Annotated in this window: 10 protein-coding genes; 8 read left to right on the forward strand and 2 right to left on the reverse strand. The window is 43.1% G+C overall.

Features of this window, described 5'->3' with window-relative positions; all coding sequences use genetic code 11:
* Positions 1 to 207: 207 nt before the first annotated feature.
* Positions 208 to 3,915 carry an efflux RND transporter permease subunit gene (locus ACEZ3G_RS13775; RefSeq protein ID WP_432426095.1) on the forward strand — a complete coding sequence of 1,236 codons (3,708 nt, stop codon included), beginning with the start codon at positions 208 to 210 and terminating at the stop codon, positions 3,913 to 3,915.
* Entirely contained in the window at positions 3,912 to 5,621 is a 1,710-nt protein-coding gene (locus tag ACEZ3G_RS13780; protein ID WP_432426096.1) for an efflux RND transporter periplasmic adaptor subunit, read from the forward strand. The genes ACEZ3G_RS13775 and ACEZ3G_RS13780 overlap by 4 nt, the downstream gene beginning before the upstream one ends.
* Before the next feature lie 4 nt (positions 5,622 to 5,625).
* On the opposite strand, the gene ACEZ3G_RS13785 is transcribed toward ACEZ3G_RS13780, so the two are convergent.
* On the reverse strand, positions 5,626 to 6,900 hold the full coding sequence (locus ACEZ3G_RS13785; RefSeq protein ID WP_432426097.1) for a UDP-N-acetylmuramoyl-tripeptide--D-alanyl-D-alanine ligase: 1,275 nt from the start codon (positions 6,898 to 6,900) through the stop codon (positions 5,626 to 5,628).
* Positions 6,901 to 7,038: 138 nt separating this feature from the next.
* Entirely contained in the window at positions 7,039 to 8,709 is a 1,671-nt protein-coding gene (gene gldJ, locus ACEZ3G_RS13790; RefSeq protein ID WP_432426098.1) for a gliding motility lipoprotein GldJ, read from the reverse strand.
* Between the two features lie 473 nt (positions 8,710 to 9,182).
* Here gldJ and porV point away from each other — a divergent pair, with 473 nt between their 5' ends.
* The 6 genes from porV to ACEZ3G_RS13820 all read left to right on the forward strand — a co-directional run bounded on the left by porV (position 9,183) and on the right by ACEZ3G_RS13820 (position 15,642).
* A complete protein-coding gene (gene porV / locus ACEZ3G_RS13795; protein WP_432426099.1) occupies positions 9,183 to 10,328 on the forward strand; it encodes a type IX secretion system outer membrane channel protein PorV in 1,146 nt (381 codons plus the stop codon).
* A 78-nt stretch (positions 10,329 to 10,406) separates the two neighbouring features.
* Entirely contained in the window at positions 10,407 to 10,892 is a 486-nt protein-coding gene (gene cdd, locus ACEZ3G_RS13800) for a cytidine deaminase (protein ID WP_432426100.1), read from the forward strand.
* Positions 10,893 to 11,091: 199 nt separating this feature from the next.
* Positions 11,092 to 12,090: a pyruvate dehydrogenase (acetyl-transferring) E1 component subunit alpha gene (gene pdhA / locus ACEZ3G_RS13805; RefSeq protein ID WP_432426101.1), complete on the forward strand. Its 999-nt coding sequence runs from the start codon at positions 11,092 to 11,094 to the stop codon at positions 12,088 to 12,090.
* A gap of 2 nt (positions 12,091 to 12,092) precedes the next feature.
* Entirely contained in the window at positions 12,093 to 13,745 is a 1,653-nt protein-coding gene (locus ACEZ3G_RS13810) for a pyruvate dehydrogenase complex dihydrolipoamide acetyltransferase (RefSeq protein WP_432426102.1), read from the forward strand.
* 113 nt (positions 13,746 to 13,858) lie between these two features.
* Positions 13,859 to 14,962 carry a M28 family metallopeptidase gene (locus ACEZ3G_RS13815; protein WP_432426103.1) on the forward strand — a complete coding sequence of 368 codons (1,104 nt, stop codon included), beginning with the start codon at positions 13,859 to 13,861 and terminating at the stop codon, positions 14,960 to 14,962.
* A complete protein-coding gene (locus ACEZ3G_RS13820; protein ID WP_432426104.1) occupies positions 14,962 to 15,642 on the forward strand; it encodes an SDR family NAD(P)-dependent oxidoreductase in 681 nt (226 codons plus the stop codon). Before ACEZ3G_RS13815 ends, ACEZ3G_RS13820 begins: the two co-directional genes overlap by 1 nt.
* The last annotated feature ends 3 nt before the right edge of the window (positions 15,643 to 15,645 follow it).

Consider the following 15,645-nt stretch of genomic DNA (forward strand, 5'->3'; position numbering starts at 1 on the left):
TGTCATTATATCGCCGTATATAGTTTTTTTATTCTTCAATATTGTTTTCGCGATTGCCTATACGGCCCTTCTGTGTTGTGGGCCATATCATTGTATATCTTTTTCGTTTAAATAGTTCGCCTTTCACCACAATCATTTGTTACTTTTGAACGTTAAGGTTTACGGGAGTTTTTCGACGAACGGAACTCTATTTGCAAACAACGGAAAATGCTTGACAGAGGCATCAAATTCTTGATCGACAACAAACTGATGGCCGTCATTTTGATGCTATTGTTTTTAGTATGGGGGCTAGTACATTCCCCTTTCGATCTTGGTGCTGGTATAATTCCGAAAAATCCCGTATCGGTGGATGCTATTCCCGATATCGGGGAAAATCAGCAGATTGTTTTCACACGATGGAATGGGCAATCTCCACAGGATATTGAAGACCAGATTACGTATCCGCTTACCGCCGACTTACTGGGTGTTCCAGGGGTAAAAACGATTCGCAGCTCTTCGATGTTCGGGTTTTCGAGCATCTATGTGATTTTTGACGAAGACATAGATTTTTATTGGGGAAGAAGCCGTCTTCTCGAAAAGTTGAACGCCCTCCCAAATGGTTTACTTCCAGAAAACGTCAAACCAACCCTTGGCCCTGATGCCACCGCATTGGGGCAGATATTTTGGTATACATTGGAAGGAAGGGATGAAAACGGCAATGTTACGGGTGGCTGGGACCTTCATGAGATTCGAAGTATTCAAGACTTCTATGTGAAGAACGCCCTATCAGGAGTGGAAGGGGTATCGGAAGTGGCTTCCATTGGGGGTTATGTTCGGGAATATCAGATCGATGTAGATCCCGAGCTAATGCGGCAATACGGAATATCACTTTCAGAGGTCGTACAAGCAGTCAAGAATAGCAATAGGGATGTTGGCGCAAAAACACTTGAGATAAACCAGACCGAATATTTTGTGCGCGGACTAGGTTACGTAAAAAGTACTACGGATATCGAAAATACCGCGGTCAGGTCAGAAAATTTCACCCCGATCCGAATCAAGGACATTGCACATGTTACTTTGGGCCCGGCCGAACGAAGGGGAATTCTTGACAAAGAGGGAGCCGAAGTCGTTGGAGGGGTCGTAGTATCGCGATATGGGGCAAACCCTATGGAGACCATTACCAGGGTCAAGCAAAAAATCGATGAAATTGAAACGGCACTTCCGACCAAACTTTTGAAAAATGGTACCAAATCTCAACTGACCATAGTCCCTTTTTATGATCGTACCGAACTCATCGAAGAAGCCTTGGGCACTTTGGGCAATGCGTTGACATTTGAAGTTTTGATCACAATTCTTGTGGTGGTGGTGTTATTGTATAACCTACGAATTTCGGTACTGATCTCGGGCCTGATGCCGATTGCCGTACTTACCGTTTTTATTGCGATGAAATTGTTCAAGGTCGATGCCAATATCGTCGCCTTGTCAGGTATTGCAATAGCCATTGGTACCATGGTTGACATGGGCATTATACTTTCCGAAAATATTATCCGTCATTTAGAGGCGCATCGTGATATTGGAACATCCGATATTGATAAGGTAGTTTATGAGGCGACTTCAGAAGTATCCGGAGCTATTTTGACCGCAGGGCTTACCACGATTGTCAGCTTTATTCCAGTATTTACAATGACCGGGGCAGAGGGTAAGTTGTTCACTCCTTTGGCTTTTACAAAAACAGTGGCTCTGACCGTGTCTATGATAATCGCACTTTTTTTGATACCGCCTTTTGCCGCGCAATGGTTCAAAAAAAGAAAATCCAAAAAGAATCATTTGATTTTTTTTGGGTCGACCTTGTTCCTTATTGGGGTGATTGCCGTTGTTCTTGGCTATTTGGTGGGAATCGTAATCATAGGATTCGCGATCATTGATCTGTTTGGTAACTTCGATAAAATAACGAAGGACAGGAAGCAAACCTATTTGCTCTTTTGGAGTGCCCTTTCCATTGTATTGCTGTTGGGCTATTATTGGCGACCCTTTGGTTATGCCCATAATTTGGTGATCAATGTACTGTTCGTTGGAGTGATTTGTGCCGTGATACTCGGGGGTATTATTTACTTCAAAAACAGGTATGAACGAATTATGATATGGGCCCTTGAAAATAAGGTAAAGTTTTTGAGTGCTCCATTGGTGCTATTGATTCTCGGTATTTTGATTCTGTTCAATACCGGCAAGGAATTCATGCCCTCATTGGATGAAGGTTCCTTTCTTTTGATGCCGACTTCAATGCCCCATTCGGGTATTGTAGAAAATCAACGTGTTTTAAGGCAGTTGGATATGGCGGTGGCCAATTTGCCCGAAATTGAGACCGTAGTGGGTAAATCGGGTCGGGTTGAATCTGCATTGGATCCTGCACCCCTATCAATGTATGAGAACGTTATTTTCTATAAACCTGAATTTATTCAGGATAAAAAAGGTACTCCCATAACCTTTAAGACAGATGAAAGGGGCCTGTTCGAAACAATTTCCGGGGACTTTGTCAAGGCGGGAAGCGGTTATAAAAGAGAAGATCTTATCGAAGACGATCATGGTGATTTTTATAGAAATTGGCGACCAGAAATTAAAACCAAAGCAGACATATGGAATGCAATCGTAACAGCGACCAGTCTTCCTGGTATTTCATCAGCTCCTAAGTTACAGCCTATCGAAACCCGGCTCGTTATGCTTCAGACCGGTATGAGGGCCCCTATGGGCATTAAGGTCAAAGGTCAGGATCTAAAGGATATCGAGGCATTCGGATTACAACTGGAAGCTATATTGAGAAATGTGGAGGGGGTCAAGAAGGAGGCTGTTTTTGCCGATAGAATCGTTGGCAAACCCTACCTTTTGATTAACATTGACAGAAATAAGATCGCACGCTACGGGGTATCAATTTCCGAAGTTCAAGAAACCCTAGAAATTGCTGTAGGAGGTAAAGTACTGAGCCAGACCGTAGAAGGTCGTGAACGCTATGGAATACGGGTACGATATCCTAGGGAACTTCGTGGTTCTCCCGAAGACTTGGAAAAGATCTACCTTGATGTTCCCAATGGAATTTCAGTGCCTATTTCAGAATTTGTGACCGTTGAATACGAACAAGGCCCGCAGAACATTAAAAGTGAAAACGGATTTTTGGTAGGTTATGTACTGTTTGACAAGCTAGATGATTATTCGGAGGTAGGTGTCGTTGAAAATGCAAAAAAATTGATACAAGAAGGTATAGCGCAAGGCTCCTTGAAGGTGCCGGTAGGGGTTAGTTATCAATTTGCGGGAACCTATGAAAATCAACTGCATGCCGAAAAAACGTTGTCGTTTATAGTACCTTTGGTACTATTGGTCATTTTTTTGATCCTGTATTTGCAATTCCGTTCAGTATCCATCTCATTGATGGTCTTTACGGGTGTTGCAGTGGCTTTTGCCGGAGGGTTTATTATGATATGGCTCTATGGCCAATCATGGTTCATGAATTTTGGAATTGCAGGCACCAATTTTCGTGAAGTATTCAACATTCATACAATAAACTTGAGCGTTGCGGTATGGGTCGGTTTTATCGCCTTGTTTGGGATCGCCACCGATGATGGGGTCGTTATGGCCACCTATCTAGACCAGGAGTTCAAAAAGAATAGACCCAATGATATTGGGGCAATACGTGAATCGGTTTTGGAAGCGGGCAAAAAACGAATTCGTCCTTGTTTGATGACGACGGCAACGACTCTGTTGGCCTTGTTGCCCATATTGACATCCAATGGGCGGGGGAGTGATGTAATGATACCGATGGCCATTCCAAGTTTTGGAGGTATGCTGATTGCCTTGATTTCATTGTTTATCGTTCCGGTATTGTTTAGTTGGAGAAAAGAGGCGGAATTGAAATATTCGGCGCAAAATAAAGTTTTAGGAGTATGATCAAGAAGTATGCAACATATCTGGCACTTTTGTTGGCGGGCTTGATTGTAGGTTACTTGCTCTTTGGTACTGGTAGCGGTATCGACACTCATGCAAACAGCACAGATGTCGAAGAGGCAACGCATTGGACATGTTCGATGCACCCACGTATAAACAAAACGGAAAAAGGCGAATGCCCCATGTGCGGTATGGCCTTGATTCCGATTGATGCCTCGCAAGGCTCATTGGGGCCAAATCAATTTCAGATGTCTAAAAATGCCATGGCATTGGCCAATATTGAAACGACCACGATAGGGGTCGGCAGTATGACCGACAATAGTTTGCTTTTATCCGGGGTAATTACTTCCAATGAAAAAACAGATGCGGTACAGACCACTATTTTCGATGGTAGAATCGAAAAGCTAAATATAAACTACGTAGGCCAATATGTCAAAAAGGGACAGCAGATAGGTGTGATCTATGCTCCTGAAATGTATGCCGCGCAAGATAAAATGCTAACCTCTTCATCTTACCAAGATACCCATGAAAAATTGTGGGCGGCGGCAAGAAACACCTTATCGCTCTGGAGAATGACCGATGAGCAGGTAGAAGAAGTTATTCGAACGGGCAAACCTATGGCAAATTTTCCATTGATTGCCGATGTTTCGGGTACCGTTACCGAGGTTGTGGCATCCGAGGGCAAATTCTATAAACAAGGCGACCCCTTGTATAAAGTTTCCAATCTATATACGGTATGGGCAGTTTTTGATGCATATGAGGGCCAATTGCCTTTTTTGAACATAGGACAGGATATAATGATTGCCTCGAAGGCTTTTGAAGGTAGGCAATTGGAAGCAAAAGTATCTTTTATAGAACCTATTTTTGATACATCTAAACGTACCGTTTCGGTCAGGGTTACCTTGAACAATGGCGAGCAACTGCTTAAACCGGGAATGTTCGTCGAGGGAACCGTTAAAGTGAAAGGCGCCGGTCAAATATTGACAGTGCCCAAGTCTGCAGTTTTGTGGACAGGCAAACGTTCACTGGTCTATCTTAAAACGGATCTGAACAAGCCGATTTTTGAGATGGCGGAGGTTACCTTGGGCAATGTTATTGGTAATTCTTATGTGGTGATCGATGGATTGGCCCCGGGCGATGAGGTAGTTGTAAATGGAACATTTACAGTCGATGCCGCTGCGCAACTTCAAGGCAAAAGGTCTATGATGAACCGTATGCATGAAGGTGGTAATAATGTCCAGGCGATCGACGATGCAAGTTCCGGACTCAAATTTGATGGCCGATTTCAAAAACATTTTTCGAAAATAATTGACAATTATATAGCATTGAAAGATGCCCTAGTAGCGACAGATGTTGAAAAATCAACCAGTAAAGCACGTGTTTTACTCGAAGAGCTGAATAGGCTTGAAATCGGGATGTTGAATGATATTTCCAGTTCGCATGTGGAAAAAATCAAGGAGTCTGCCAAGGGTATTGTAGAAACAGACGATATTGAAGAGCAACGAAAATATTTCAAGCCCATGTCGGAGCATATGGTTGCGGTCGCTTCGACCTTCAGCAATCTCGATAGACCTATTTACGTACAATTTTGTCCGATGGCAGATGGTAATAAAGGTGCGAATTGGTTGAGTTTTGAAGATAAAGTGCGAAACCCATATTTTGGTGATAAAATGTTGACATGTGGTAGTCTCACCAAGACCATTCATTAAGTCGTTAGAAAAAATCTAAAACACGTTCTAAGGCCATACCTCTCGAACCTTTTACTAGAATGTTTCCTTTTGATAGCTTATTTTTTTTCAAATACCCCGCTAGATCTTCGAAAGATTTGAACTTTTTTGAATCGGTCTTAGTTTGAAAAAAGTTTTCCCCTACCAAAAAAATCTGGTCGAAATTCATCATATTGGCCAAATCGGCAATATTCTGATGCTCGATTTTGGCAGTTTCGCCCAACTCGAACATATCGCCCAAAAAAACGATTTTGTAATTTCCGTCCATCGCCTTGAAGTTTTCAAGGGCCGCCTGCATACTTGTAGGATTGGCATTATAAGCATCCAATATAATCTGATGCCCGTTTCTTTTGATGATCTGTGAGCGATTGTTTTGCGGCAAATAGTTCTCTATGGCTTCTTTGATGGCCGGAACAGGAACATTGAAATACTTCCCCATAAGAACGGCCACCGCACAATTCGTGAAATTATAACTCCCGATAAGCTGTGATTGTATTGTAGTGTTTTCGACCCGCAAGGTCACAAACGGATTGGCGCCCAGAAATTCAATTTTATAATATTCCGGCTTGGTCGTGCTGAATCCGTATTTGTTGATATACGTGCCGAGTTTGTCCAATTGTATGGGGTCGTCCGCATTTAAGAATGCCGCTTTTTTGTTCTTTAGTAGGTATTCATAAAGCTCGCTTTTTCCCTTTATAACACCTTCCTTGCTTCCGAAACCTTCGATATGGGCCCTGCCAAAATTGGTTATATATCCGAAATCGGGTTGTGCAATTGAGCAAAGAAATTCAATTTCTTTTTGATGATTGGCCCCCATCTCCACAATGGCCAATTCGGTATCAGGTTTTATCGAGAGCAGGGTCAATGGTACGCCTATATGGTTGTTGAGATTACCCTGTGTCGCCACGGTATCGTATTTTTTTGACAGGGTGGCGTTGATAAGTTCTTTGGTAGTGGTCTTGCCATTACTTCCAGTAAGGCCGATAATTTTTGCATTGCAATGGTTTCGATGAAAGATGGCCAATTGTTGCAACGCGCCCAATGTGTCCTCGACTAGAATGTACTTGTCCGATACCCTATAATTTTCATTGTCGATAACGGCATAAGATGCTCCTTCGCTTAGTGCCTTGGAGGCGAATTGGTTTCCGTCAAAGTTGGTTCCCTTTAGGGCAAAGAAGATACAATTTTTAGTGATTTTTCTAGTATCGGTACAGACTGTGGGAAATTTTAGGAATAGTTGGTGAATTGCTTCTATTTTCATTCAAAGAGGGTGGTAGACGTTAATAACTTCGTTTGGCAAAAGAGTTTGGTCGGTAATTTCAGACCTTTAAGGTAAAGTTAAATAAAAAAAGCACCACTCTTTTCAGTGGTGCTTTTTTGCTTTATTTGGTAACAGTGTTTATTTTGCCTTTTTGCCTCTAACTGTTTTATTCTTTGTTTTCGATTTAGAGCCGACCCTTGACATGGCGCATCTGAAACCGATATAATCGGTTGCCATATATTGTGGCAAATATCTTCTTTGGGCGGGGTCTAACCAATAGGCCCTATCTCTCCAAGAACCTCCTTTATATACCCTGACCTCATCGTTGATCAAGGTTGTTCTGTTGTTGGATTTGTCATATTGACGGATCAAGTTCCCAGCAGAATCACGCTCCACTTTATGTTTCGGTGAATTGTACATTTTTTTGCCTTCCTCCTCTTGTTCTTCGTCACTGAACCTGTCAAAGAATCTCGAAGAACCCGGGTCGCCATCACGGTAACCTCTGTTATCGGAAGAAGAGAAATTGGTACGCAAATAGGTCTCGTTCTCATCGACTGGAACCATTTTGATTTCACCTGGTAAGTTCATTGCCACGATCTTACCGTTTGGCAGGGTATCGTAAACTATCGAATCTCTCAATATGTTTACCTTACCATCCTCACCGATGGCCGTTTTCATGTATATGTTGCCACGGTAGTAGTTAAAGTCACTTACTTCGTCATCGACTATGGGGCGGTAGACATCGGCTACCCATTCGGCAACATTGCCGGCCATATCGTATAATCCAAGATCATTGGGCTTATACGACATTACCTGCGCGGTTATATCGGCACCGTCGTCCGACCATCCTGCGATTCCGCCGTAATCACCCTTGCCTTGTTTGAAGTTTGCCAATTGGTCGCCCCTACCGACACGTTGTCCGTTACGGGTATAATCGCCTTCCCATGGATATTTTTTTCTACCTCTATAATTATTGTACTCTCGTGTGCCCTGATTGGCCTGCGCGGCATACTCCCATTCGGTTTCGGTAGGCAACCTATATTCCGGAATGATAATACCACTGCTTCTTTTTGCATAAGTGTTCACACTGTCCTTCTTCTTTTTGCCCTGAAGTGAATCGATCTGACCATTATAGACTGATTCAGGTCGGTTCAAATAAGCTTCCGTGCTGAAAGTCCCTTGTACTTCTCCGGTAACGGCCTGATATTTGGCATCTTCAGAAAGATACCCTTCGCGTTCCAACATAATCTCGTTGACACGGTCGGTTCTCCATTCCGCAAATTGAGTTGCCTGTACCCAGTTGACCCCGACGACAGGATATTCTGCGTAGGCAGGATGGCGTAGATAATTGTTCGTCATGGTTTCATTGAAGCCCAAACGATTTCTCCAAACCAAAGTGTCCGGTAGTGCTCCTTTATAAATATTGGTATATTTAGGATTTTCAGGAGGGTAAACGCTTTTCAAGTAGTCCAAATATTCCAAGTACATGACATTGGTAACTTCCGTCTCGTCCATGTAGAATGATTGAACGTGTTGCGCTGTAGGGGTATTGTTCCAATCATGCATTACATCATCCTGTACCTTACCTTTGGTAAAGGTACCTCCTTCGATAAATACCAGTCCTGGAGCGGTTTCTTGCTCCTTAAAGTCGGTATTAAATTGAAAACCACCTTCTTTGGCATTGATTTTCCAACCTGTAGCTCTCGATACGTTTTTAGATGTGCTACCGGATTTCTTACAGCTGGTAACCGTAAAACCTCCTGCAATTACTGCAAATGAGAGTACAACTTTGATAAATTGTTTTTTCATAATTAGGACTTGAGTTCAATTACCAAACTACCAAAAAAACTGTAGGTTAGGCAGTTTGTACGTTTGTATTTTGATTAATTTTTAGTACCACTTTCGGCATATTAAACGATGTTTTACCCATTATATTTTATATGTCCGGAAATAATTTCCGATAGATTCGTACATATTATTCCAATGGCACCGGCTTCAGAAATTATAACGGTGTAAATAGGGATATAGTATGGAATATTACATTATCTTTTAAGTTCTTGGCGACAAAGAACCGTTATGGTTATGGGCCTTTGTTTTATTGAAAATTCATGCCTTTTATTTTTTTGATCAATATTGTGCCTAAACCGGTGAATTAAAAATAATACCTTGGTAATACAAGATATTTTTGAATTGCCCGTTTATCTTGTAATATGACCAAAATCATTTTGGCAAGTCACCTTATTTTTGAATATTTGACCAGTTAAATCTTTAGATTCTATCCAATGAAGAAATTTGCAGTATTTATTGTTTTGGCCATCGGCCTAAAATCTGTAGCGCAAGACGAAAGGGTAATAACCACTGCCGTACCGTTTTTGACCATCGCGGCCGATGCCAGATCGGCTGGAATGGGCGATATGGGGGTCGCGACCTCTTCCGATGCCTTTGCACAGCAGTGGAATCCGGCAAAATTTGCGTTCGCCGAGCGCAAAATAGGAATCGGACTGAGCTACACCCCTTATTTAGAAAGTATCATTACCGATATATCGCTTTTAAATGCAAGTTTTTACAACAAGATTGACGAGCAGAGTGCATTTGCCATTGGGTTACGTTATTTCACACTTGGTGAGATCGAATTAAGACAATTTGCCAATGACCCGGGTACATTGGCCAAGCCAAACGAGTTGGCCCTTGACGGTTCGTATTCCTTAAAATTGAGCCCTACATTTTCTATGGCCGTTGGTGGTCGTTATATTCGCTCAAACTTGAAGTTGCCTCAAAATGGTGATGTTGACTCGAGGGCAGCAGGTTCTTTTGCCGTTGATGTGGCTGGTTTTTACCGTTCTCGGGAAATCGCATACAATAGTTTTGATGGTCGTTGGAGGGCCGGGTTCAATCTGTCGAACCTTGGGGGTAAGATCCAATACGATGAAGGCGGTCAGGAGAACTTCTTGCCGACAAATATGAAATTGGGAGTTGGCTTCGACTTCATTTTGGACCAAGACAATGTTATAGGCCTTACTACTGAATTCAATAAACTTTTGGTGCCAACACCCAAAGATTTTAATGGTGATGGCAATATCGACAGCGCAGACAATGATGAATACCAGCAAATAGGATTCTTTAACGGACTTTTCAAATCCTTTGGCGACGCACCTGATGGGTTCGGTGAAGAACTTAAAGAATTTACCTGGGCGTTGGGCGCTGAATATGTGTATCAAGATGCCTTTATGGTACGAACCGGGTATTTTAATGAAAGTGAGGAAAAAGGTTCAAGAAAGTTCTTCACCTTGGGCGCCGGGTTTAAATTCAAGGCGGCCCAGATTGATCTATCGTATTTGTTCTCGACCTCACAGGTAAAGAATCCTTTGGAAAATACGCTGCGTTTCTCGCTGACGTTCAGTTTAGGGGAAGAATTTTATAACGATTAAACGTTGTAGAAAAAAGAAAATAGGAAAAGCCTGCCGTTGTGCAGGTTTTCTTATTTTTAGTGGCCATATAAACTTGTAATGGATAAAAGAACAATAACCTTTGAACTTCTGGTGTTCGACTCCTTTGATGAACTTTCTTCTATCGATAAGACATTGATGACTTCCGCGATTGAAGCTAGGGAGAATGCCTATGCGCCATATAGTAAATTTCGTGTAGGAGCGGCCGTTCTTTTGGAAAATGGTGAGGTGGTCATCGGCAACAACCAAGAAAATGCCTCTTACCCCTCGGGTCTGTGTGCCGAACGGGTTGCCGTATTTCACGCAGGAGCAAGATTTCCCAGGGTAGCCATAAAATCAATAGCCATTAGTGCCGCTTCAAAAGATTATGTTGTTGATGATCCGGCGGCCCCTTGCGGCAACTGTAGACAATCGATTTCGGAATATGAAGTAAGGCAGGGCAGCCCCATTGCTATATTGATGATGGGCGAAAAAGGCAGCGTTTTGAAATGTGGCTCTGTTGCCGATATACTTCCGTTGGCGTTCGATAGCTCTTATTTAAAGTAAGTTGTCCAACGGATTTATTGTGCGTGTTTTTACATAGTCCGCTTTATAAAACGACCGCTTTTATAGAGATTACCTTTTGTTCCGTTTTTTTTTACCGATTCATTTATATGTGTATTTTTGTTGTTCCGGTTATTTTCAATGAAGTCTATAGAAACATTCTTTTTAACCGAACCGGAAACCTGCTAAAAACACCGAATGAATGGAAAAAATCACTAAGGAAACCTATCTAAAATGGTATGAGGATATGTTGTTTTGGCGCAAGTTCGAAGACAAGCTTGCCGCAGTATATATTCAACAGAAGGTAAGGGGGTTTCTTCATTTATATAATGGCCAGGAAGCCGTTCTAGCCGGTTCCTTGCATGCCATGGACCTTACCAAAGACAGAATGATCACGGCTTATCGCAATCATGTACAACCCATAGGCATGGGTGTTGATCCCAGAAAGGTTATGGCCGAACTATATGGCAAGGTCACAGGAACCTCAAAGGGAATGGGAGGTTCTATGCATATCTTTTCAAAGGAACATCGATTTCACGGAGGCCATGGTATCGTAGGTGGCCAGATACCGTTGGGCGCCGGCATGGCCTTTGGCGATAAATACCATGGCCGCGACAATGTTACGCTTTGCTACATGGGCGATGGTGCCGTTCGTCAAGGGTCGCTGCACGAGACCTTCAATTTGGCTATGTTATGGCAGCTGCCGGTAGTTTTCGTCTGTGAGAATAACGGTTATGCGATGGGGACTTCGGTGGCACGTACCTCGTATTCCACTGAAATATGGAAATTGGGCCTCGGTTATGAAATGCCTTGTGGACCGGTCGATGGAATGAACCCCGTTGCTGTTGCAGAAGAAATGAGCAAGGCCATTGAACGCGCCAGAAATGGTGGTGGACCTACCTTTTTAGAGATGAAGACCTATCGTTACAGGGGCCACTCCATGTCAGATGCACAACATTACCGCACCAAGGAAGAGGTCGAGGAATACAAGAAAATTGACCCGATAACGCAGGTCTTGGATGTGATCAAAGAGAATGAATATGCAACCGACGAGGAAATCAAGGCCATTGATAAAAGGGTCAAGAATTTGGTTTCGGAATGCGAAAAATTTGCTGAAGAATCTGAGTATCCACCGGTAAACCAATTATATGATATGGTTTACGAACAAGAAGATTTCCCATTTGTAGAACATAAATTATAAGTATGGCAGAGGTAATCAACATGCCCCGTTTAAGCGATACCATGGAAGAAGGTACCGTGGCCAAATGGTTGAAAAAAGTAGGCGATAAAGTGGAAGAGGGAGATATTTTGGCCGAGATCGAAACTGACAAGGCCACCATGGAGTTCGAGTCCTTTCATGAAGGTACACTCTTGCATATTGGTATCGAAGAGGGCGATGGGGCTCCGGTCGATTCCCTTTTGGCGATTATCGGTGAAGATGGAGAAGATATATCCTCATTACTGAATGGTGGCGCGAAGGTAATCGAAGAAAAGCAGGCCTCCGAGGCAGAAGGTTCGGCTCCCGATGCTGAAGAGAGTGATGATGATGGCGATAGTGGTTCCAGTGAAATGCCCGAGGGTGTTGAGATCGTAAAAATGCCGAGGCTCAGTGATACCATGGAAGAGGGTACAGTGGCCAGTTGGTTGAAAAAAGTGGGCGATAAGGTAGAAGAAGGCGATATTCTTGCCGAGATAGAGACCGATAAGGCAACCATGGAATTTGAATCTTTCTATTCGGGTACATTGTTATATATCGGTATCGAGGAAGGGGAGTCGTCTCCCGTAGATGCCGTATTGGCTATAATTGGGCCAGAAGGCACCAATGTGGATACAGTATTGAAATCAGGGTCATCACCTAAAAAAGAAAGCGTACAAGCAGCACCGACCGGTAGTGATGCAGTTGAGGAAAAGCGAGAAACAGGTGCCCACACGACCGTTGCCGATACCAAAATGGCGAACAACGGACAACGGATTTTCGCTTCACCTTTGGCAAAAAAAATAGCTAAGGAAAAAGGTATAAGCTTATCTGATATAAATGGTTCGGGCGATAATGGGCGTATTATCAAGAAAGATGTCGAAAACTTTAAACCTGCGACCCAAACCGAACAACCGACAATCGAAAAAGGTCAGGTTGACAATGCCATTACAGCACCAATAAATCAACCCGTTGGTCAGGAAGGAAGTGAAGAAGTCAAGAATTCACAGATGCGCAAGACAATCGCGAAAAGATTGAGCGAATCAAAATTCACGGCGCCACATTATTATCTTACCATCGAAGTTGATATGGATAATGCTTGGGCATCAAGGGTTAAGATAAACGACTTGCCCGATACCAAGGTATCTTTCAACGATATGGTGGTCAAGGCCTGTGCAATGGCGTTGAAAAAACATCCTCAAGTAAACACCACTTGGAACGGTGATACCACCCGTTATAACCATCATGTGCATATCGGGGTCGCCGTTGCCGTCGATGATGGCCTTGTAGTGCCCGTATTGAAGTTTACCGATCAAATGAACCTTACCCAGATTGGGGCTTCGGTCAAAGATTTGGCGGGTAGGGCCCGGACTAAAAAATTGACCCCAGCGGAGATGGAAGGAAGCACCTTTACAGTATCCAATTTGGGAATGTTCGGTATTGTGGAGTTCACCTCGATCATTAACCAGCCCAATTCGGCGATTTTGTCCGTGGGGGCCATTGTTGAAAAACCGGTGGTTCGAAATGGGGAAATCGTAGTCGGTAAGACAATGAAGGTAACTTTGGCCTGTGATCATAGAACGGTCGATGGGGCTACAGGGTCACAGTTCCTGCTCACGCTGCGGGCTTATTTGGAAAATCCGGTTACTATGCTGGCCTAATATAAAATTTAGCCATCCCCGGTATCTTCCTTGTGAAGAACGAAAATAGAATTAATGTCTTGAAAGCATCCTTTTTATATAGGATGCTTTTTTACCTTTGAAAAAAAATCGAAATGAAGGCATTCCTCCCGATTATGTTATTTTTTCTGCTCATGGATTGCGGTTCCTCCAAAGTGGAGCAAAATGTGACCCTCCATGATAGAGAGACGACCAGCTCTAAGAAAATAATGAAATCTTTTGAGAAATCAGCCGATGTAGATGAAAGGGCTAAAGAGATTCATGAAATTCGAACAGAGGCATCTCAACCCAAAACCATGACCGGTGAGACGGCTCAAATCAAACTTCCTTCAGGAGATACTTCCCGGGAGCGTATCGAGGAAATAATGAACTATTTGACATCCGATGAGCTGCAAGGTCGCGATTCCGGTAGTGAAGGTATTGAAAAGGCCGCCAATTATATCGCAGCTATTTTCGAAGCCAATAATATTGCACCCTATTTCAATAACTATCGAGACACGCTTTCCAATTTTGACAAAACGGCATTCAATGTCGTGGGTTATTTGGAGGGTAGCGATAATAAACTAAAAAATGAGTTTATTATCATAGGTGCACATTACGATCACATAGGAATATTAGAGCCAAAAGATGGCGACAATATTGCCAATGGGGCCAATGATAATGCTTCGGGTACTACTACCGTACTTGAACTTGCCCGACATTTCGCAAACTCTAGATCGAACCGAAGAAGTATTATTTTCGCCCTTTTCAGTGCCGAGGAAAAAGGCCTTTTGGGATCTAAGCATCTTGCGCAAAAATTGAAGGAGCAAGAGATAGACCTTTATACCATGCTCAATTTCGAAATGGTCGGGGTGCCCTTGGTCGACAAGAATTATTTCATGTATGTTACGGGCTATGAAGAATCGAATCTCGCGGGAGTGGGCAATATGTATGTGGGTTCCAATCTAATCGGGTTTTTACCGCAGGCCAAGGAATACAACCTCTTCAAGAGATCTGACAATTACCCGTTTCACGAGGTTTTCAATGTACCCTCGCAAACCTTTTGTACTTTCGATTTTACAAATTTCGACCATTACCACCAAGTCGGCGATGAGGTCGGATTAATGGATTTCGATCATATGGCCGAGGTGGTCAAAAAGTCGATTCCATTGATCCAAAGTATCTCGAACTCCATGACGAAAATGATCAAATACAAGTAATGGCAAACGTTATCATAACGGGCTCGAGCCGTGGCATCGGTTTCGAATTGGTCAAACTTTTTGCGGATGATGGCCATAAGGTATTGGCATTGTCGCGAAATGAAAGGCCGGTCGCCGATTTGAACCATTCAAATATCAACTGTTTACCGTTCGATTTATCGATAGACGATGATTTGAAAAAGTTGGATGATATGCTCCAAGGCGATTGGGCCCACGTCGATATTTTGATAAACAATGCCGGAAGATTGTTGAACAAGCCTTTTTTGGAAACTACGGCGACCGAGTTTGAAATGGTATATAGGGTCAATGTATTCGGAGTGGCTCGACTTACTAAAAAGGTGCTTCCCAAGATGGGAAAAAATGGCCATGTCATAACGATAAGTTCAATGGGAGGCGTGCAGGGCAGTGTTAAATTTCCCGGCCTTTCCGCTTATAGTTCTAGCAAGGGCGCCGTAATAACCTTGACAGAACTTTGGGCCGAAGAATTCAAGGAAACCGGTCCGTCGTTCAACGTTCTGGCCTTGGGCGCGGTACAGACCGAAATGTTGGCCGAAGCCTTTCCGGGCTATAAAGCACCGACAACGGCTTTGGAAATGGCCAAGTATATCAAAGATTTTGCCCTGAACGGCCAAAAACTGTACAATGGCAAATTACTTCAAGTCAGTAACAGTACACCTTGATTT

Origin of the sequence: Meishania litoralis (assembly GCF_042611095.1) — a bacterium.
GTDB lineage: Bacteria > Bacteroidota > Bacteroidia > Flavobacteriales > Flavobacteriaceae > Meishania > Meishania litoralis.

What these genes read in the sequence shown, in the direction of transcription:
- ACEZ3G_RS13775 (WP_432426095.1), top strand. Translation starts at nt 208, where the DNA reads ATGCTTGACAGAGGCATCAAATTCTTGATCGACAACAAACTGATGGCC.
- ACEZ3G_RS13780 (WP_432426096.1), top strand. Translation starts at nt 3,912, where the DNA reads ATGATCAAGAAGTATGCAACATATCTGGCACTTTTGTTGGCGGGCTTG.
- ACEZ3G_RS13785 (WP_432426097.1), bottom strand. Translation starts at nt 6,900, where the DNA reads ATGAAAATAGAAGCAATTCACCAACTATTCCTAAAATTTCCCACAGTC.
- gldJ (WP_432426098.1), bottom strand. Translation starts at nt 8,709, where the DNA reads ATGAAAAAACAATTTATCAAAGTTGTACTCTCATTTGCAGTAATTGCA.
- porV (WP_432426099.1), top strand. Translation starts at nt 9,183, where the DNA reads ATGAAGAAATTTGCAGTATTTATTGTTTTGGCCATCGGCCTAAAATCT.
- cdd (WP_432426100.1), top strand. Translation starts at nt 10,407, where the DNA reads ATGGATAAAAGAACAATAACCTTTGAACTTCTGGTGTTCGACTCCTTT.
- pdhA (WP_432426101.1), top strand. Translation starts at nt 11,092, where the DNA reads ATGGAAAAAATCACTAAGGAAACCTATCTAAAATGGTATGAGGATATG.
- ACEZ3G_RS13810 (WP_432426102.1), top strand. Translation starts at nt 12,093, where the DNA reads ATGGCAGAGGTAATCAACATGCCCCGTTTAAGCGATACCATGGAAGAA.
- ACEZ3G_RS13815 (WP_432426103.1), top strand. Translation starts at nt 13,859, where the DNA reads ATGAAGGCATTCCTCCCGATTATGTTATTTTTTCTGCTCATGGATTGC.
- ACEZ3G_RS13820 (WP_432426104.1), top strand. Translation starts at nt 14,962, where the DNA reads ATGGCAAACGTTATCATAACGGGCTCGAGCCGTGGCATCGGTTTCGAA.